Consider the following 17,294-nt stretch of genomic DNA (forward strand, 5'->3'; position numbering starts at 1 on the left):
AGTCATATCCATGTGATATGGCTTTTTAATATTGGTAGATGGAGAGTAAAAATTTAAGCAGAATAAAAAAAGAGTTTGGAATAGAACGAGGCCACTGAAAAAGTAATCAACCCCAAAATTCAGTCAATAAAAAACGAATGATGTTTTCTCTTTGAAGTAAAAAGATAGCACATCATTCGTTTTTTTATTGAAATTGACAATAATTTTAAGAACATCAATTTTGGAGATATAAATTTATTTGTTTTTCTCAATATCTTGCCAATTTTGATTAGTTAAAATTTCAGCCTTATCCCCTAAAAATGCCTGCTTAGCTTGTTCATCATTTTGTAGATGATATAAAAACCAAGCGGTCATATAACCGTCTGTTCTCATTAGCATCTGTTCGTGTTCAGCATTTACTGCTCTTGCGCGAATTTTTAAAATGTGACTATCCATAGTGTTGTAGATATCAATAAGTGATTGTAGTGGTGCAACACCTGGAAAGTCTTTATTAGGGTCACTAACTTGTCTATCATCTGAATTCCCCGTTGCTGCAGTCATGAAGTACGGAATTGTAATTTTTGTAGCGTCATATTCCCAGCCCATATTTTTGGCAAGTGTAGGATAGGCAGCACTTCCAGTAAAAATAGCTTTATATAAGTGACTATTATCGTATTTTGTAATTGCGCCTAAAGCACCTGCTCCACCTTGTGAGTAACCAGTAATACCTATATTTTCTTTATCTACAAATTGTGATACTTCACTTTCATTTAAGATAAAATCTAAAGTTAGTGAAGTGGTTTGACCACTTCCTGCTTGTGGGTCATCAGTTCCTACAACGATAAATCCCCATGATGATAATCGTTTGAAAAATGGTAAATAAGTTTTAGCAGGTGTTTGGCTACCGTTGACAACCATAATTAGAGGGTACTTTTGGGTATTATTTTTTAAGTCACTCGGATAAAAAATATATGTATTTTTTATCCTATCATTTTTTGACGGTATGATAGTGTGTTCAACTTGAAAAGAACCTAAACCAGTGTATTGTTTTTCCAATGTTGAAGTAGTTTGGTCAGCATAATAGGTATAGTAATTGTCAGTGAATTTCGGGTCATTTAAAGCTTTGTGTGTCTGATAGGCATTCCATATCAATAAACTAGCTAGCAAAACGCCGATAACACTAATGGATATAAGTAAAAATTGAAACATTTTCTTCATGGCATCTCCTTTTGTTTGTTGAGTAAAGTTGTGATAATATAGATACAAATGTATCGCATAAAACGTTTCTATTATATTCTGTGTGTTAGTTAAAGTCAAACCTAAATAGTATAAACGAAGCGATGAGATACAAAAAGGAGAATTTGTTCTATGGCAAAAGATAAACAAACGGAATTTTTTAAAATTTGTCTAGCGGACGCATTAATACAATTAATGTTTTATAAAGCGTATGAAGATATTAAAATCAATGAAATATGCGAAACAGCAGGAATTGGTAGAGCAACTTTTTATCGTCATTTTGGAAGTAAAGCGAATAAACAAGAATTGATCATATATAAAGTGAAGACCGAGTGGCAAAATTACCAACAAAATCATATAGAAGAGGTGCATATTGATAGAGGAAAAGCTTTATTCCAATTTATTTATGAGAATAGAAAATTATTCCGATTATTGCATCAACACAAGTTAGTATCAATTATTATGGTTGTTATTGAAAATTTTATGATTGATGGAGAATTTTATGATAAAAAAACATCGTATTTAATGTCATATTTTACGTATGGTTATTTTGGTTTAATTTATCAATGGATTAAATATGATTTTGATGAAAGCCCAGAAGAAGTTATGAAGCATATAAATGATATATTATTCAAATCAAAAGCAACATGATTGTACGTTTTTATTATTGGCGAAAAACTTTGCTAATGTGATTCAATAAAAGCAAAGTGAAAACGCAGCAAAAACAAGGACTTCGTAAATCGTTAAAAGATGCACACCCTAAATAGCGTTTGCACACCCCTAGCGTAAAAAAAGGAGAAATTGTATGATAAAACTCATCGCGATAGACTTAGACGGCACCTTGCTGACTTCTGAAAAGACCATTCACCCTCGGGACAAGGCTGACATTCAAGCTGCCAGCCAACTGGGAGTAATCATCTTGCTGGCAACTGGCAGACCTATTTCAGGGATTAGGGAGTGTTTTGAACAACTCGCCATCCCTAAACAACTTATGCTGTTGGAAACAACGACTGCTTGACCTTGGCAACCAAAGACTGGTCCATCCTAGACTATCACTCGGTACCAGCTGAACAACTCGCCTCTCTTTATGCTCTTTTAGAAGATTTTCTAGACCTAAACTTGGTCCTCTTTACCCCTCATGCTAATTATGCACTGGGACAAGAGCTCAATGAGGCCACGAAAAATGATGCGATCATCGAAGCTTCTATCCTTTACCATACCGACTTGGAGAACTTTCGCTCCTTGAACATCCCTGTTCTTGTTCCGATTTTTATGGGAGAGGAAGAGGAACTGGATCAACTGCAACTAGCTTACAGTAATGAGCTAGCAGAAAACTTCCACCCTGTCCGTAGTTTAGACTAAGCTTTTGAAGTCCTTCCAAAAGGAGTTAATAAGGCTAGTGCATTGGTTAAACTAACAGAGAAGCTCGGCATAACTCTAGAGGAAGTCATGGCGGTTGGAGATGGGGACAATGATATCCAAGCTTGGCATTGCCATGAAGAATGCCAGTCCATCCCTACTAAAGTTTGCGGATGATATCACAGACAGCCATAATGAGTCTGACTTGGCCAAGGCTATCGAAAAGCATCTCCTCAACGTGAAATAACAACGAAAAAACCAGCAGACTCGAGTTTCTGCTGGCTTCTCTTTTCATCTTCTTATGCTACTGTAAGAACTTTACGTCCCTTACGGCGACGAGCAGCTAACACGCGACGGCCGTTTTTAGTTGCCATACGGCTACGGAAACCGTGTTTACGCGCGCGACGGATTTTACTTGGTTGAAAAGTACGTTTCACGATGAATACCTCCTCTTAGATTCTTGTATTCGTTTAGCCGGCTAGTTTTGATCAGTTACTAAACATACCAAACTATTTTATATAAATTCTGTTCGTTTGTCAAGCTATTCTACCATACTTTTAGGAAAGAATCAGAAAATCATTGAAAAAAGAGGACTAGCCTCTTTTTAATCATGATTCCCTTCAATATCTACAACGACATATCGGTTCGGCTCGCTACCTTCTGAATAGCTTGTCAAACCATCCATTTTAGAGATAATGCGGTGGATAATTTTACGCTCACTGCTTGACATCGGATCTGTATGATAGGCTTCTTGCTCAGCCAAGACACGTTCAGCCAATTTTTGTGCGTAGCCTTGAAGAACCTCTGCACGGTGTTCTACATAATCATTCACATTGATTGTGATATAGAAATTACGCTCATAACGGTTGTATAAGAAGTTCTGAGCCAAAAGTTGCAAAGCCTTTAAGACTTTTCCGTGATAACCGATAACACGACCTGGTTCATTGGTATCCACTTGAATATTGATTGTACGGCGATTATGACTTGTATCAATACGCGCCTCAACATCCATATCATCCAGAATTTCTTGTACATAAGCTGTCACTTCCGAAACAACTTGTTCAATATCATACTGGGGCTCAATCTTAATATCTAAATCAGCAAAATTATCTGCTTGATTTTCTGAGATGACTTCTTGATTTACGTCTTCCTTAGCAGATGTTGTTGCATCTGTAGTAGTTAGTAAATCCTCTGAAAGAATTTCAATCCGACCTGTTTCTTCCAAAATCGTTGTCGCTTCTTTTTCATTTTTCAAGATCTGCGCTTTAATATCATCATCAAGCGTTTGACCAGACTTTTCAAATTCTTTCACCGCTGCAACAACTTTTCCTAGGTCAATCGTAGCTTCTGAAACACTTTTTACTGGTTCATTGAGGTCATTGATTTCATCTGGAACGCCACGAACTGCTTTCTGATTAGCCTTAACAACCGTTGTTTCATTGATGACATCAATATCCACAATCGCTGGCTTTTTACCGAAACCAAGGAAACCTTTTTTCTCACGCGCAACCACAGTAATATGTGCTTTTTTTCGAGGAATATTTAGCTCTACCAAGCCATTTTGGATGGCCTCTTCAACACTTGCTCCTGTAAATTTCATCTTCTCTCTCCTAGTTTTCCTATTTCTTTTTCTGTGCTTTTTTCTGTGCCCGTCGGATTTTTGCCTGACGCTCTTTTTCCGCATCAATTTTCGCTTGACGCTCTGCTATTATTTTAAACGGATTGTTGAACACCAAGGTTTGAGCAACCTGATAGGCATTTGACACTGTCCAATACAAAGCCACCCCACTAGCAGCTGCCACAGCAAAGAAAAAAATCACCACGGGCATGGCATAGGTCATAATTGTCATAGCCATATTCTTCTCAATTGCTGATTTATTGGTCAACCATGAGCTGAGGAATGTAAACACTGCAGCCATAATCGGCAAAATAAAGAGCGGATCCGGCTCCCCAAGATTTAACCAAAGGAAGTGACCTACTTTCAAGGCTTCAACACGTGTCAGAGCTTGAAAGAGGGCCAAAAGAATTGGCATTTGAATAAAGAGCGGAATCATGGACGCTCTCATGCTGACGCCATTCTCTTTGTAGAGAGCTTGCGTTGCTTCATAAAGTTGCTGGCGACTTTCCATATCCGTTCCTGGATACTCCGCTTGCAACTTTTTCAGCTGAGGTTGAAGCTCCTGCATCTTCCGTGAGGAATTCATCTGTATTTGGAACAACGGCAACAGAAGGGTTCGAATTAAAATGGTAAAAAGTATAATACCGATTCCAATTTGACCGTTGATAGATAGGAACTGAATAATGCTGGTAAACCAGTAAATTAATCTATCCCACGCATCTGTCGATTGGCTGGTCACTGGCCCTGTTCCGCAGGCTGTTAAAACAATTAGAGATGCTACCAGTAGACCTGCCCATTTAACTTTCTTTTTCAATCACAACACCTTCCTGGTATAGTTTAGCTAGTTTCAAAACATGGATGAGGTTTTGCTTCATTTCTTGATAGGACAATTCCTCTACACCTTTTCGAGCAATGATAACAAAGTCATCTGCTACCAGTTGATGTTGGCATTCAATTAAGATGTGACGAATCCTGCGCTTAATCTTATTTCGCATGACAGCGTTTCCCAATTTTTTGCTGACAGATAAACCTACTCGGAAATGCTTTTGCTCTTTAGGTAATCGGTAGACAACAAACCTCCGATTGGCGACATTGTTTCCTTTTGTAAAAATGTCATTAAAATCTCGTTCACGCTTGACACGATAGCTTTTTTTCAAAATGCCTCTCCATCTTCCAAAATTACCTCTATTATACCATAAAATTCAAAAAAGCCAATAAACATACCGTTTAGAGGCCTTTCGAAGCGATTATTTGTGCTTTTGCTTGCTGAATTTGCTGGCGAATGGATTCAAATCCAGTTCCACCTAGCGAATTTCTGCGTGAAACGGCTGTTTCCGATTCTAAAGCTGTATAAATATCCGGTTCAATGACAGGCGACAGCTCTTGATAACGTTCCAAAGGAACATCTTGTAAATAATAGCCTGCCTTGCTGCATTCTAATACCAATTTACCTACAATCTCATGCGCCTGGCGGAAGGGTAGCCCCTTGCTGGCCAAATAATCTGCCAACTCTGTCGCATTTGAAAAGTCCTTCTCTGTCGATTGAGCCATCCTTTCCTTATGGACTGTCATAGATTGCAACATCCCTGCCAAAATATCGATAGACACTAAAATCGTTTCCGCACTATCAAACATGCCTTCCTTGTCTTCTTGCAAGTCCTTATTATAGGTTAAAGGTAGGGATTTCATGACTGTCAGTAGGCCAACTAAGTTCCCATAAACTCTACCTGTTTTTCCCCGAATCAATTCTGCCATATCTGGATTTTTCTTCTGAGGCATGATGGAAGAACCTGTTGAAAAGGTATCAGATAAGGTGACAAATTGGTATTCATGTGAACACCAGTTGATGATTTCTTCACACAAACGCGACATGTGCATCATGAGAATGCTGGCATTGGAGAGGAATTCCAGTATAAAATCACGGTCAGACACAGCATCAAGGGAATTACTATAGGGCTTAGCAAATCCCATCAAATCAGACGTCATCTGACGGTCAATCGGAAAGGTTGTCCCTGCCAAGGCCGCCGCCCCAAGTGGGGAGATATCAGTGTGTTGCACATTGAACTCAAATCGTTCCTTATCCCGCTGAAACATATTATAGTAGGCCAATAAATGCTGGGCAAAACTGATAGGCTGGGCATGCTGCAAGTGGGTATAGCCCGGCATGATTGTTTCCACATGTTGCTCCGCCACGTCCAGCAAGACCTCCTGCAAGTTAGTCAACTTGCTGATAACCTGGAACAAGGTATCTTTCAAATAAAGGTGCATATCCGTAGCCACTTGGTCGTTACGAGAACGAGCTGTGTGGAGTTTACCTGCAACTGAGCCTATTTTCTCCGTCAATAGACTTTCAATATTCATGTGAATATCTTCGTTTCGAATATCGAACACTAACTTGCCAGCCTCATGCTCCTCTAGCAATTCTTCCAAACCAGTTTGAATAGCCTGAGCTTCTTCTTGATTGATAATCCCTGTGGCTCCGAGCATCTTGACATGGGCTAAAGAACCCTGAATATCATACTTGGCCAGTTTTTGATCAAATCGGATGGAAGCTCCGAATTCTTCTACCCATTCCTCAAGACTGGCTTCAAAGCGACCGCCCCATAATTTCTTTGCTTCCATACACTCCTACTTTCTAGTCTTTTTTATGAATTTCTGCGTTTACCTTAGTCGGCAAGCCCCAAAGCTTGATAAATCCGACTGCCGCGTCTTGATCAAAAGTATCTGCACTGGTATAAGTTGCTAAGTCTTCATCATAAAGAGAATTTGGTGATTTCCGAGCAACCACTTTGGCTGACCCCTTATACAATTTCACTTTTGCTGTGCCATTAACAACTGCCTGGGTCTGAGCAAGATAGGCCTTCAAGGCATCTGTTGCTGGATTGAACCACAAGCCATTGTAAATCAAGTTAGAGAGTTCATTTGAAACAATCGGTTTGAAATGCGATACTTCGCGCACCAAGGTCAAATCTTCAATTTCCTTGTGAGCTGTCAAAAGGGTAATGGCTCCTGGACACTCGTAAATTTCCCGTGACTTGATCCCAACTAAACGATTTTCCACATGGTCAATCCGGCCTACACCATGCTTACCTGCAATGACATTGAGTTTTTGAATGAGATTAGCAAGACTTAGCTCTTCACCATTTACAGCAACGGGTACACCCGCCTGAAACTCAATATCGACATACTCAGGAGTATCTGGTGCATTTTCTGGAGAAGTAGTGATGCCAAAAGCATCTTCTGGCGCTTCATTCCATGGATTTTCTAAAACTCCGCACTCATTGGCCCGTCCCCAGAGGTTTTGGTCGACTGAGTAAGGGCTATCCAGGTCAGCTGGGACTGGTACACCATTTTCCTTGGCTAAGATAATTTCTTCTTCACGCGCCCACTTCCATTCACGGACAGGAGCCACGACTTTCAAGCTTGGATCCAGGGCTGCAATGGCTACCTCAAACCGCACCTGGTCATTTCCCTTACCAGTACAACCGTGGGCGATAGTGGTTGCTCCTGTCTTATGAGCCATTTCCACCAACTTTTTGGAAACCAAGGGACGGCTGAGAGCTGATACCAGCGGATATTTTTGCTCATAATAGGCATGAGCTTGCAGGGCTGGTAGGACATATTCTTGGGCGAATTCTTCTTTCACATCCAACACATGGGACTCAATGGCACCAATGGACAGTGCTTTATCATGAATGAATTCAAGATCTTTCCCCTCACCTACATCCATACAAACCGCAATGACATCATAGTCTTTTTTCAACCAAGCAATCGCAACTGAAGTGTCTAATCCACCTGAATAGGCTAAAATCAATTTTTCTTTTGTCATAAGCAATCTCATTTCTTTTTATTTTTATAAAACTTAGTGACTATTGTAGTGTATATTTATACTTTTTACAACATAAATATACAAATTTTTGAAAATTTTTTGTATGGTTTCAATATTGATTTGAAAATAAGCAAATGAAAGAGGCGACTGACGTCAGCTTTCTAGCTCAGTAATCCTCCAATCATTCCGGTAAATTCTCAAAGTAAGTTCTAGTTCCCGTCCTTCCAGAAGTTACTTTGAGAAAACTGCATAACATCAACAGAATTTAGTCTCAGACTAAGTTCTGTTTTTGACTAAAAATGTTGATAATAGTGAGTTTTAGGGTTGAAAATGTTGAAAAAAAGAGTACACTAAAGTTACTGGCTCTGAGACGTCTCAAAGTAAGTTCTAGCTATCTGGAATTTTGGATGGGACAAGTTCCTTTCTATTTTGAAATTATTTTTTGATAAAAACTAACGATTATTTATCCAATAATCGAGGTGATTGGATGACGTTCTCAGGGTCAATTTTAGAGATTCCCAAAAGTGTTGCCAATTCCTCACCGTAGGTAAATGTAAAGAGTTCATAGGCGGATTTTCCGTTGAAAGAAGCTCGTCTGACGCTGTTGACATGCGAACAAACCAGGTTGATGTCCTCCTGTGTCAAGTTATCAAACGAACTTCCTTTAGGAAGAATATCTCTGATAAGTGTGTGATTCTTCTCAATTCTCCCTTTCTGGTCAGAACGATTTGGGTCACAGAAGAATAGCTTAGATTCTCCACGAACATCCATTTCGATATCGTCCACTCTAGCGAATTCACCGCCATTATCGGTCAGAATGACAGGGAATAGTTCGCAGAAGTCCATCTCTTTCTGATGCAGGTCATTCTTGATAGCGTAGAGATGTTTAGCGACCTCATTAGCTGTTTTATTATCAAGTAATCGAGCGAAGATAAAGTTACAGAAGGAGAGGTTAAAGGTGAGAAGTACCTTTCCACCGATCCGTCCAGTAACGGTGTCCATTTCCAGCCAATAGCTGATTCCTTTCTCTATGAGAAAGCGTTGGAAGTCCTCGTAAGACCGTCCATCTTTGGCAGTTTTAGGAATGGGTTGTAGGTTTCTGGTTCTCCGCTTTCTGAATTTCACGACACGGGGGAAATCAATGGGCTTTGTGGACAGATAGCCTTTTTCAAGGTATCTGTAGATAGAAGCTCTGGATGCCGAAAGTTCGTTTGAGGCGATGATGTGGTTGAGGTGTTGGCCCTTTTGGATGGCAGCAGAAACAATCTCATCCATGCGATAGAATTCTTCCTTGTTTAGTGCAACACCCGTTCTCGAGTCTGAGAGCTTAGTTTCATAATCAAGCTGAGCTCTTTTTGCGTAGTAGAACTGTTTCTGGTATCCGCAGTTGCTTCTCTTTTTCGGACAGGCATTACAAACGTAGGGAGCCTTTTTGAGTAAAGGGCAAGAATCACAATTGGATGTCACAGAATTTTCTTTAGCCACTCGATTTCTCCGAACTTCTTTTGAGATTGTAGAAGGATCTTTACCTAACTTAGCTGCTATAGCTAAGAAGGGCTTAAGTTGTTCAATTCCTATTTGAATATCGTTGCGATCAGAGAGAGTTAAGTGTTTGTTTTTCATTGTCAGTTACCAACTTGTCCCATAGTAAGTTCTACCTTATTTCTTTGTCTCAGTCTAATTTCCAGTTTTTAAGACAGACTAGAACTTACTTTGGGAATTTAGCCTCCAATCATTCCAATACGCAAACACCCGCAAGATACTTGTCTAACACTTCCATGTGTGCTATACTGAATAACTACAAAATTGACAGGAGAATGAAATGGAAATCTGGAACGCCTACACAGCCGACGGTCAGCTGACCGACCACACCCTCACACGCGGAGAACCTAATCCCCACGGCCTCTACCACCTGGTCGTTGAGTGCATCATCCGCCACCACGACGGCAGCACCCTCTTCATGAAACGCGACAGCACCAAACCCTCCTACCCTGACTATTATGAAGCGACAGCAGGAGGTTCGGCATTGTTTGGGGAAATAGCAGAGCAGGCTATTTTAAGCGAAGTCCGCGAAGAGACAGGAATTGAGCTGACAGCTGACCAACTCCGCCACCATACACACTTTGTTGCCCATGACGACCAGTGCATTTTCCACTGCTACTGGGCTGAAACCGACTGGGACAAAGCGGCTATCCAACTCCAAGCCGACGAAACCAGCAACTACATCTGGGTCCCACAAGAAAAGTTGAAAGATTTTCTTGGAACAGAACTGGTCATTCCAAGGCAGAAGGACTATGTGGAGAGGCTGTTTTTAGAAAGCTAAAAGAGCCAGAGCGAGAATGAAACTCAGTAAAAGATGAGATAAAAAGTGACTGAGACGGTTTCTCCCAAAAAGAATGCGGCCACCTATCACTCTCACCCCGCAAGCCAATAATAAGCCTAATATAAATCCCCAAACCGTCTGCCAGCCCAATAAACTGAGCAGAACTGGGCAAGCATATAAAACCAGTAACCAGCTAGGAAGTTGCTTGCGATATACCCAAGCAGATAGCGGCAATAGCCCCAAATAAAGCACAATCAAGCATTTAACAACAATAATCATATAGAACTCCTTTCCCCATCAATGTATCATGAGGGGGTGACCCCCTGTCAAACGAAATGAGTAAAAGAGGAAATTATGAAAACAGGACAAGTTATGCAACAATTTGGTATCAAACGGGATACGCTTCGTTTCTACACCGAACAAGGATTGCTACAACCGCAATTGATTAACGGTAATTACTTTTGGAGTGCCGAAGAAATCAACAACCTAGAAAATATACTAGGACTTCGCCAATTAGGTTTGTCCGTCAAAGCCATTATCCGCATCAAAGAACTACATGACACCAAATGCGGCAGTCTCGAACAGCTAAAAGAAAACAAACAGGTCATACTGGATGAAATTGCCGACCGTGAAAAACAAATCCTCCTGCTCCAAGAACAGAAGGAAAATCTAGAAAATCTACTCCAACAGATTGAGGAAAAATGTAAGCGCCCAATAACAAGGTATATTGAAAAGGCTCCAAAGTCCTGTCGACTCTGGAACCTTTTTCTATTTACAAGCTCTCTTAATATTTTTATCCCATGGCAAATAGGCTTCTAAAACCTCCTTTTTTGCGAGCGACTCCTCATTAGGTAAGTGTTCTAGAAGATAGGTCATATATTTTTCTGCATCAAGTCCGTGTCGCTTAGCTGTTTCTAAAAGACTCAAAATGACAGCTGTCGACTTGGCTCCCTCAAAGCTCTGAGAAAAAAGCCAATTTTTTCTGCCCATCACCAAGGTCTTCATAGCCCTCTCAGCCATATTGTTGGACAGGACTAGGTCACCGTCCGAGAGAACGGCTCGGAAGGTGGTTTCGTATTTGAGGCTATACTCTATTGCAGTACCCAATTTGGAAGCTGGCAAGACAGCCTGTTCACGGCACCAATCAAAGAACTCGTCCATCAAGGGAGTTAACTCTGTCTGCCGTTTATGTAGCCGTTCCTCAGTAGACAGGTCAGCCCAGTCACTCTCCAAGGCAAACAGGCGGTCGCAATAGGCTAATCCCTTGGCTCCTAAAGAAGTATTATCTGTCTTCTTAGGAGTCGCCTCAAAAAATTTTCGTCTAACATGAGCCCAACAGCCAACGAGCTGAGCCTTGTCTAATTGACGATAAGCACTCCACATGTCACAATGAACGTAGCCCGCATAGTCCCCAAGAAACTCCTCCACAACTAAGCCGCTCCGTCGTTTGTCATGATGATAGAGGGTAATTCCATTTTTCTCATGTTTCCCAGACAAGAAAGTCCAGTAGTAGGTCAACTGGCTATCATTTTCTAAGACCTTGTAGGAAGTCTCATCCGCATGAAGAATAGGCTGCTCCAACAATTTCTCGTGCAACAGGTTATAAATCGGCTCGAAATAATACTGACTAGACTTGATGTGCCAGTTGGCTATTTCCTTCCGACTGATGGGCAGGCCAAGTTTATGCCAGTCCTCTTCCTGACGGTAATTGGGTACCTTCAGATTGAATTTCTGATGAATGGTGTGAGCGATGATAGAGGCTGAACCCAAGCTGTGTGCCAAAGGTGCCTTAGGAACAGGAGCCTTGATAATCTTATCGCTTAGATTCTTCTGACTACATGCCTGACACTTGTATGCGTGTTGAACATGGTCAATCCGCTTTAATTGTGCAGGAATGAAGACCAACTCTTGTCGTTGAACAGTTGAGCCAATCTCTTTCAGCTGACCATGACAGTCTGGACAAGTGCAGTCTTCGCCCTGCAATTCGTGATGCACAATCTCTGGAGTGAACTGGCTGAAAATAGCCTGACGAACTCCCTTAGCTTTCTTGCGTTTATAGGTGATGGTCTCCGTTTCAACTGGGTAAGTCAGCTTCTTCTTCAGGGAGACTTTCCTCCCCAAACAAGCTCAGCTGACCTGGTTGATATACGACCTTCTCTGATGATTTTCCGTAGAGTTTCTGTCTCAGATAGTCAACCTGTTCTCGAAGGAGAGTGAGTTCATTAGCCATCATCTCTATCGTTTTTGACTGTGTTTCAATAATTTTTTCTAGTGATGACATAACCAATCTCCTTCTTTTTATCTCATTATACACAAAGAAAAGCCATGATTTCAATAGAAATCACGACTTTTTGAAACATTTATTTTTGGAATGATAGAAAATCCTTTCATGAGCCAGTCGACTTGCTCGGAAGTTAGAGCCTTGACCTCTTCTTCATTGTTTGGCCAGGTCAATTTCCCATTTTCAAAACGTTTATACAATAACCAAAATCCCTGTCCATCCCAATAAAGAGCTTTGAACCGGTCTTTTCGACCTCCGCAGAAGAGATAGACCTGACCGGAGAAGGGATCCAGGTTGAACTGACTTTTGATAAGATAGGCCAGGGAATCAATTCCCTGACGCATATCTGTTTTTCCACAGACCAAGTAAACTTGACCTAAATCACTGAGTTGGATGGTCATAGAACAGTACCTTATCTAAGATTGTTTCTAGTGTTTCTTGATTGATAGTGTGAAAGACTGTGAGCTCCACTTTTCCGAGACGAATTTTCATCATAATATCGTTTCTGCCTCGCTTCTCAAAGCGGCGAGATTGGGGAACAGTCAATGGAATGATGGGGTGTGACATAATAATACTCAACAAAAATCAAAATCAAACCAATCAAGTGTTTTTTAACCATCGTCTACTAACAATTGGTTTTAAAATAGACCAATCTAACTCTCGTATCACTTCTTGAAGCTTGTTTATCACATCATCTAGTGTTTTAAAAGCTTTATTCTTAAACCCTCTCTTTCGAATCTCAGCCCAAACTTGTTCAATTGGATTCATTTCAGGAGTATAGGGAGGAATAAACTCAAAACCAATATTATGTGGTTTCTCTAAGGTACTTGATTTATGCCAAACGGCATTGTCCATCACTAATAAAATATAATCGTCAGGATAAGCTTCAGATAGTTGTTTGAGAAAAACATTCATCCAATCTGTATTGCAACCCCCAGCGATAATGAAGAAGGACTCTCCTGTATGGGCATCAATAGCACCATAGCAATAGCGATACTCACGAATATAGTGGCTATGTACATGCGGTCTCACCCCTTTTGGTGCCCAGGCCTTTCCAATTTTACTAATCCGACCGAAACCCGCCTCATCTTGATACATTAGTCTGACTTTATGATAGCGACGACTATTCTTGAAGCGCTTTCCTATTTTCGTGAATGAAGATTTTATTTTTAGACGCTAGAATCGTTTCGGCGTCTGCTTTTTTAGGGTGTTCTGGTCTTGGCGTCACTTTGCGCCAACCATGGCGTTTCAGAAGGGCATAGAATCCTTCCTTGGTCGTAGGGTGTCCAACCCGTTTCTGATAAGTTTCGTAGAGAGAGTTTATGGTCACAAATTCGCCATTTAGTGAAGCTGTTAACTGTTCTTTTAGAAATGCTTCCTCTTCTTGAAGGGTTAAATATTGACGGTTCCGTCCACCTCGCGTTTCTCTTACTAGAGCTGAAATCCCACCAAGCTCATACTTGCCTTGTAAGGACCAGATTGTATACTTTGAATAGCCGATAAGGTTAGTGATTTCTCTATAACTGAGACCTTCGGCTCTGAACAGGATTACTTGAAGTCGTCTATGAAATGGGGAATAGGTTTTATCTTTCAAATAAGTTTTTAATTCGTTTGTTTGTTCGATAGTAAGTTTCATAAATCTATTATACGTTAGTTTTTGTTTTTTGAACAGTATAAATCCTCCAGTTTTGTTTTTCTAACAGTATACTGGAGGAGGGAGTGGGTGGATAGATACCTTGTTATTGGGCGGTTACGGAAAAATTATCGAACTACTAGCAAAATCCCCGCCGTCACAGGACAGCGGGGATTATTTATCTTACAAACTCTTCAACATATTATCAATATGCTGGATGGATTTCTCACGGCCGAGCAGGTAAATAGTATTTGGCAACTCTGGTCCGTGCATTTCGCCTGAAACGGCAATGCGGATTGGCATGAAGAGGTTTTTGCCCTTGATGCCTGTTTCTTTTTGAACAGCCTTGATTTGTGGGAAGATGTTATCTGGTTGGAAATCTTCGTCCGTCATGGCTTCCAATTTTTCCTTGAGGGCATTGAGGACAGTCGGAACAGTTTCACCTGCCATCACTTCTTTTTCTTCCTCTGTCAATTCTGGGAAATCAGAGAAGAAAAGGTCTGTCAAACCAACGATTTCATCTGCAGAAGATAATTGTGGCTTGTACAATTCCACTAATTTTTCCGCCTTGTCTGTCAAACGCCCCGCTTCTTCCAAGAATGGTTTGGCAAGGTTGAAAATAGTTTCCAAATCAGCTTTTTTGATGTACTCATTGCCCATCCAAGCCAACTTTTTAGGGTCAAAGGAAGCAGGCGACTTGCTGAGGCGTTTTTCATCAAAGAGTTGGATAATCTCATCTTTGGAGAAGATTTCTTCCTCACCACCAGGTGTCCAACCCAAGAGCGTAATAAAGTTAAAGACGGCTTCTGGAAGGTAGCCTTTTTTGCGGTAATCTTCGATAAAGGCAAGGGTATTGGTGTCACGTTTGGACAACTTTTTACCCGTTGCAGAGTTGATAATCAAGGTCATGTGGGCAAATTCTGGTGCTTCCCAGCCCAGTGCCTCATAGACCATGAGCTGCTTGGGTGTATTGGCAATGTGGTCATCTCCACGGATAACGTGTGAAATCTCCATCAAATGATCGTCAATGACCACGGCAAAGTTATAGGTTGGGTAACCGTCACGTTTCTGGATAACCCAGTCGCCACCGATGTTGCCACCTTCAAACTCGATCTCACCCTTAACCATGTCATTCCACTTGTAGATACCTGTTTCGTTGACAGCCAGACGGACAGTGGGGACAATACCAGCCGCCTCACGCTCTGCGATATAGGCTGTTTTTTCATCTTCAGACATGCCAAGGTATTCATTGATGTAGCGAGGAGTTTCGCCTGCAGCTTCCTGACGCTCACGTTCCGCCGCCAACTCTTCTTCTGTCACATAAGACTTGTAGGCCTTGCCTTCTGCCAAAAGCTGATCAACGTATTTTTGGTAAATCTCCAAACGCTCTGATTGACGGTATTGCTCATGGGTTTCTGGACTTTCATCCCAATCAACACCCAACCAACGCAGGTTTTCCAGCTGAGAACGCTCTCCGTCTTCCACATGGCGTTTGCGGTCTGTGTCCTCGATACGAATAAGGAAAGTACCGCCATGATGACGAGCAAAAAGATAGTTAAACAATGCAGTACGAGCATTTCCGATATGTAAAAGTCCCGTTGGACTTGGTGCGTAACGCACACGAATTGGTTTAGTCATGTTTCTCTCCTGTAAAATTTTCATACTCAATGAAAATCGAATTCAGACTAGGCGACGTAGAAGCAGATAGAACTGAAGTTCATCAAGTCAAGTCAACGACGCCTGAATTTGATTTTCGAAGAGTAGCAATCAAGAACATTATAGCATAGATAGGCATAAGAAAACAGAAAAATCAGCCTAAACAGACTGATTTTGAGGTGTTTTTTGGTTGCGTGCCAGCCAGTAGAAGACATAGAGGACCAACAAACCAGTTGCAGTTAGGAAAAGACCGCTAATCTGATCTACTGTTAGCACCAAGACCAGACCTGATACCAGTAGTCGAGTAAAAGCTTGACCTAGCATAAAATAGGTTGATACCGCTCCGCCGATGGTCGCTAATTGCTCCTCTGGCATAGAATTGACAAACTTAGCGTTAAACTTAGGTCCACTAGCTCCAGAACTAATTCCCATTGTAGTAAGGAAGAAGAAAATAATTGGCAGTTGATGTAGCAACATTCCGACAAAAACGCCAAGAAGAGAGAAAGTGGCTGCCACTTCTAGCGTCACCATGCTGGTCTTTTTGAAAAGGGTAAAGACCAAGGTCGAGCCCAGAATATGTCCGATAAAGAAGATCAGAATGGTCAGGGCAAGGGTTGTTTCAACATTAAGGAAGACGAGGTCTGGGTCTTCGCTAATCAGCAGGACCAGAATAGGATAGAGAATCGCTCCACAGGCATTGATAAGAGGGTTGGTAATCAGGACCAGACGGAACTCGGGAATCTTGCGCAGCTCCACGATGGCTTGCTTGAAGGAAGCTAGAATGCCTGGACCTTTGGTTTTTTGCTCAGTCTGGCTCGGCTGCTCTGCTATTTTCAAAGGCTGCTCCGTCAGGAGTTTGCGAAAGGCCGAGTACTGCTCCCGCTCTTCCTTGGGCGCTACGCGTAATCCCAGAGGTGTATAGAGGCCGTTTTCATAGAAGCCAGCGAAGTCTGCAAAGACATTGAAAGTTGCAGCCACCACGACAATCCAGAGGGCTGGCTCAAAGCCCATGCAGAAACCGAGGATGAGGTAGAGTACAACACGAAAGAGAAGGGTCAGCTTAATGGTACCGATTTTGTTGACCGTCTTGTCTGCCAGATAGCCTGTGAAAAGCCCCATAAAGCTAGGGAAGATTTCCGAGAAGGTCACAATCGCCAGAGCCAGACGACTGTTGGGCACCAGCAAAACATAGTTCATCAAGGCCAGATAATAGACCACATCGCCAAAATTGGACAGCATATCCGCAGTCAGTACCCATAGGTAAGTTGTGTTTTTCAAAATCTTTTTCATGATAATCCCTTTCTTTTAGTTAGTTTTCGGAATATTCTGACTTTTTGCCCTACAGAGGAACCTGAATAGACTTTCCTCTGACTTTCTTGT

20 protein-coding genes and 2 pseudogenes are annotated in these 17,294 nt (G+C 41.4%); 6 read left to right on the top strand and 16 right to left on the bottom strand.

The genetic code is table 11. The features are described from left to right. Positions 1-234: 234 nt before the first annotated feature. Positions 235-1,197 (bottom strand): alpha/beta hydrolase family protein, encoded by a 963-nt coding sequence (locus K6969_RS11300; protein WP_029173353.1) that lies wholly within the window; start codon positions 1,195-1,197, stop codon positions 235-237. A gap of 150 nt (positions 1,198-1,347) precedes the next feature. Here K6969_RS11300 and K6969_RS11305 point away from each other — a divergent pair, with 150 nt between their 5' ends. The 4 genes and pseudogenes from K6969_RS11305 (at position 1,348) to K6969_RS11320 (ending at position 2,821) form a co-directional block, all read left to right on the top strand. Next, a complete protein-coding gene (locus tag K6969_RS11305) occupies positions 1,348-1,866 on the top strand; it encodes a TetR/AcrR family transcriptional regulator (RefSeq protein ID WP_029173352.1) in 519 nt (172 codons plus the stop codon). A 154-nt stretch (positions 1,867-2,020) separates the two neighbouring features. Next, positions 2,021-2,233 carry an HAD family hydrolase gene (locus K6969_RS11310; RefSeq protein WP_050572173.1) on the top strand — a complete coding sequence of 71 codons (213 nt, stop codon included), beginning with the start codon at positions 2,021-2,023 and terminating at the stop codon, positions 2,231-2,233. Beyond that, positions 2,230-2,577: a hypothetical protein gene (locus K6969_RS11315; RefSeq protein ID WP_171942623.1), complete on the top strand. Its 348-nt coding sequence runs from the start codon at positions 2,230-2,232 to the stop codon at positions 2,575-2,577. Before K6969_RS11310 ends, K6969_RS11315 begins: the two co-directional genes overlap by 4 nt. Before the next feature lie 42 nt (positions 2,578-2,619). Continuing rightward, positions 2,620-2,821 (top strand): annotated as a pseudogene (locus K6969_RS11320) (HAD hydrolase family protein). A 52-nt stretch (positions 2,822-2,873) separates the two neighbouring features. Here the strand turns inward: K6969_RS11320 and rpmH are convergent. The 7 genes from rpmH to K6969_RS11355 form a co-directional block, all read right to left on the bottom strand. Continuing rightward, positions 2,874-3,011 (bottom strand): 50S ribosomal protein L34, encoded by a 138-nt coding sequence (rpmH, locus tag K6969_RS11325; protein ID WP_002939016.1) that lies wholly within the window; start codon positions 3,009-3,011, stop codon positions 2,874-2,876. Positions 3,012-3,178: 167 nt separating this feature from the next. Then, entirely contained in the window at positions 3,179-4,174 is a 996-nt protein-coding gene (jag, locus tag K6969_RS11330) for an RNA-binding cell elongation regulator Jag/EloR (protein WP_029173351.1), read from the bottom strand. 19 nt (positions 4,175-4,193) lie between these two features. Then, the gene (locus tag K6969_RS11335; RefSeq protein ID WP_029173350.1) at positions 4,194-5,006 is read right to left on the bottom strand and encodes a YidC/Oxa1 family membrane protein insertase; all 813 of its coding nucleotides are present in this window, start codon (positions 5,004-5,006) and stop codon (positions 4,194-4,196) included. Further along, positions 4,990-5,349, bottom strand: a complete 360-nt coding sequence (rnpA, locus tag K6969_RS11340) for a ribonuclease P protein component (RefSeq protein ID WP_004194560.1) — start codon at positions 5,347-5,349, stop codon at positions 4,990-4,992. The genes K6969_RS11335 and rnpA overlap by 17 nt, the downstream gene beginning before the upstream one ends. Positions 5,350-5,419: 70 nt before the next feature. After that, a complete protein-coding gene (gene argH / locus K6969_RS11345; RefSeq protein WP_029173349.1) occupies positions 5,420-6,814 on the bottom strand; it encodes an argininosuccinate lyase in 1,395 nt (464 codons plus the stop codon). Positions 6,815-6,827: 13 nt separating this feature from the next. Next, positions 6,828-8,021, bottom strand: a complete 1,194-nt coding sequence (locus K6969_RS11350) for an argininosuccinate synthase (protein ID WP_029173348.1) — start codon at positions 8,019-8,021, stop codon at positions 6,828-6,830. A 459-nt stretch (positions 8,022-8,480) separates the two neighbouring features. Beyond that, positions 8,481-9,644 carry an IS30 family transposase gene (locus K6969_RS11355; protein WP_321537413.1) on the bottom strand — a complete coding sequence of 388 codons (1,164 nt, stop codon included), beginning with the start codon at positions 9,642-9,644 and terminating at the stop codon, positions 8,481-8,483. Between the two features lie 199 nt (positions 9,645-9,843). On the opposite strand from K6969_RS11355, the gene K6969_RS11360 reads away from it, so the two are divergent. After that, the gene (locus K6969_RS11360) at positions 9,844-10,344 is read left to right on the top strand and encodes an NUDIX hydrolase (protein WP_029173347.1); all 501 of its coding nucleotides are present in this window, start codon (positions 9,844-9,846) and stop codon (positions 10,342-10,344) included. On the opposite strand, the gene K6969_RS11365 is transcribed toward K6969_RS11360, so the two are convergent. Beyond that, positions 10,333-10,623 carry a hypothetical protein gene (locus tag K6969_RS11365; protein WP_029173346.1) on the bottom strand — a complete coding sequence of 97 codons (291 nt, stop codon included), beginning with the start codon at positions 10,621-10,623 and terminating at the stop codon, positions 10,333-10,335. The two genes, K6969_RS11360 and K6969_RS11365, sit on opposite strands and share 12 nt — an antisense overlap. 75 nt (positions 10,624-10,698) lie before the next feature. Here K6969_RS11365 and K6969_RS11370 point away from each other — a divergent pair, with 75 nt between their 5' ends. Next, the gene (locus K6969_RS11370) at positions 10,699-11,163 is read left to right on the top strand and encodes a MerR family transcriptional regulator (protein ID WP_321537418.1); all 465 of its coding nucleotides are present in this window, start codon (positions 10,699-10,701) and stop codon (positions 11,161-11,163) included. Here K6969_RS11370 and K6969_RS11375 read toward each other — a convergent pair. The 7 genes and pseudogenes from K6969_RS11375 to K6969_RS11405 all read right to left on the bottom strand — a co-directional run bounded on the left by K6969_RS11375 (position 11,113) and on the right by K6969_RS11405 (position 17,204). Next, positions 11,113-12,465, bottom strand: coding sequence for an IS66-like element short variant transposase (locus tag K6969_RS11375; protein ID WP_029943010.1), 1,353 nt, complete (start codon positions 12,463-12,465; stop codon positions 11,113-11,115). The two genes, K6969_RS11370 and K6969_RS11375, sit on opposite strands and share 51 nt — an antisense overlap. Then, complete coding sequence (locus K6969_RS11380; protein WP_029178852.1) at positions 12,419-12,625, bottom strand: transposase; 207 nt, start codon at positions 12,623-12,625, stop codon at positions 12,419-12,421. The genes K6969_RS11375 and K6969_RS11380 overlap by 47 nt, the downstream gene beginning before the upstream one ends. A 50-nt stretch (positions 12,626-12,675) precedes the next feature. Continuing rightward, entirely contained in the window at positions 12,676-13,026 is a 351-nt protein-coding gene (tnpB, locus tag K6969_RS11385) for an IS66 family insertion sequence element accessory protein TnpB (RefSeq protein WP_029188189.1), read from the bottom strand. Further along, the gene (locus K6969_RS11390) at positions 13,007-13,192 is read right to left on the bottom strand and encodes a hypothetical protein (RefSeq protein ID WP_029188188.1); all 186 of its coding nucleotides are present in this window, start codon (positions 13,190-13,192) and stop codon (positions 13,007-13,009) included. Before K6969_RS11390 ends, tnpB begins: the two co-directional genes overlap by 20 nt. Before the next feature lie 33 nt (positions 13,193-13,225). Next, positions 13,226-14,084 (bottom strand): annotated as a pseudogene (locus K6969_RS11395) (IS630 family transposase); the annotation flags it as partial. Positions 14,085-14,441: 357 nt separating this feature from the next. Continuing rightward, positions 14,442-15,896 (bottom strand): glutamate--tRNA ligase, encoded by a 1,455-nt coding sequence (gene gltX / locus K6969_RS11400; RefSeq protein WP_029174270.1) that lies wholly within the window; start codon positions 15,894-15,896, stop codon positions 14,442-14,444. A 177-nt stretch (positions 15,897-16,073) separates the two neighbouring features. Continuing rightward, on the bottom strand, positions 16,074-17,204 hold the full coding sequence (locus K6969_RS11405) for an MFS transporter (RefSeq protein WP_029174271.1): 1,131 nt from the start codon (positions 17,202-17,204) through the stop codon (positions 16,074-16,076). Positions 17,205-17,294: the final 90 nt, after the last annotated feature.

This window comes from Streptococcus suis, from assembly GCF_019856455.1.
Lineage (GTDB): Bacteria > Bacillota > Bacilli > Lactobacillales > Streptococcaceae > Streptococcus > Streptococcus suis_AE.

Excerpts from the sequence above, each read along its gene's own strand:
- K6969_RS11300 (WP_029173353.1), bottom strand. The coding sequence starts at position 1,197 with ATGAAGAAAATGTTTCAATTTTTACTTATATCCATTAGTGTTATCGGC.
- K6969_RS11305 (WP_029173352.1), top strand. The coding sequence starts at position 1,348 with ATGGCAAAAGATAAACAAACGGAATTTTTTAAAATTTGTCTAGCGGAC.
- K6969_RS11310 (WP_050572173.1), top strand. The coding sequence starts at position 2,021 with ATGATAAAACTCATCGCGATAGACTTAGACGGCACCTTGCTGACTTCT.
- jag (WP_029173351.1), bottom strand. The coding sequence starts at position 4,174 with ATGAAATTTACAGGAGCAAGTGTTGAAGAGGCCATCCAAAATGGCTTG.
- argH (WP_029173349.1), bottom strand. The coding sequence starts at position 6,814 with ATGGAAGCAAAGAAATTATGGGGCGGTCGCTTTGAAGCCAGTCTTGAG.
- K6969_RS11350 (WP_029173348.1), bottom strand. The coding sequence starts at position 8,021 with ATGACAAAAGAAAAATTGATTTTAGCCTATTCAGGTGGATTAGACACT.
- K6969_RS11355 (WP_321537413.1), bottom strand. The coding sequence starts at position 9,644 with ATGAAAAACAAACACTTAACTCTCTCTGATCGCAACGATATTCAAATA.
- K6969_RS11360 (WP_029173347.1), top strand. The coding sequence starts at position 9,844 with ATGGAAATCTGGAACGCCTACACAGCCGACGGTCAGCTGACCGACCAC.
- K6969_RS11365 (WP_029173346.1), bottom strand. The coding sequence starts at position 10,623 with ATGATTATTGTTGTTAAATGCTTGATTGTGCTTTATTTGGGGCTATTG.
- K6969_RS11370 (WP_321537418.1), top strand. The coding sequence starts at position 10,699 with ATGAAAACAGGACAAGTTATGCAACAATTTGGTATCAAACGGGATACG.
- K6969_RS11380 (WP_029178852.1), bottom strand. The coding sequence starts at position 12,625 with ATGTCATCACTAGAAAAAATTATTGAAACACAGTCAAAAACGATAGAG.
- tnpB (WP_029188189.1), bottom strand. The coding sequence starts at position 13,026 with ATGACCATCCAACTCAGTGATTTAGGTCAAGTTTACTTGGTCTGTGGA.
- K6969_RS11390 (WP_029188188.1), bottom strand. The coding sequence starts at position 13,192 with ATGTCACACCCCATCATTCCATTGACTGTTCCCCAATCTCGCCGCTTT.
- gltX (WP_029174270.1), bottom strand. The coding sequence starts at position 15,896 with ATGACTAAACCAATTCGTGTGCGTTACGCACCAAGTCCAACGGGACTT.
- K6969_RS11405 (WP_029174271.1), bottom strand. The coding sequence starts at position 17,204 with ATGAAAAAGATTTTGAAAAACACAACTTACCTATGGGTACTGACTGCG.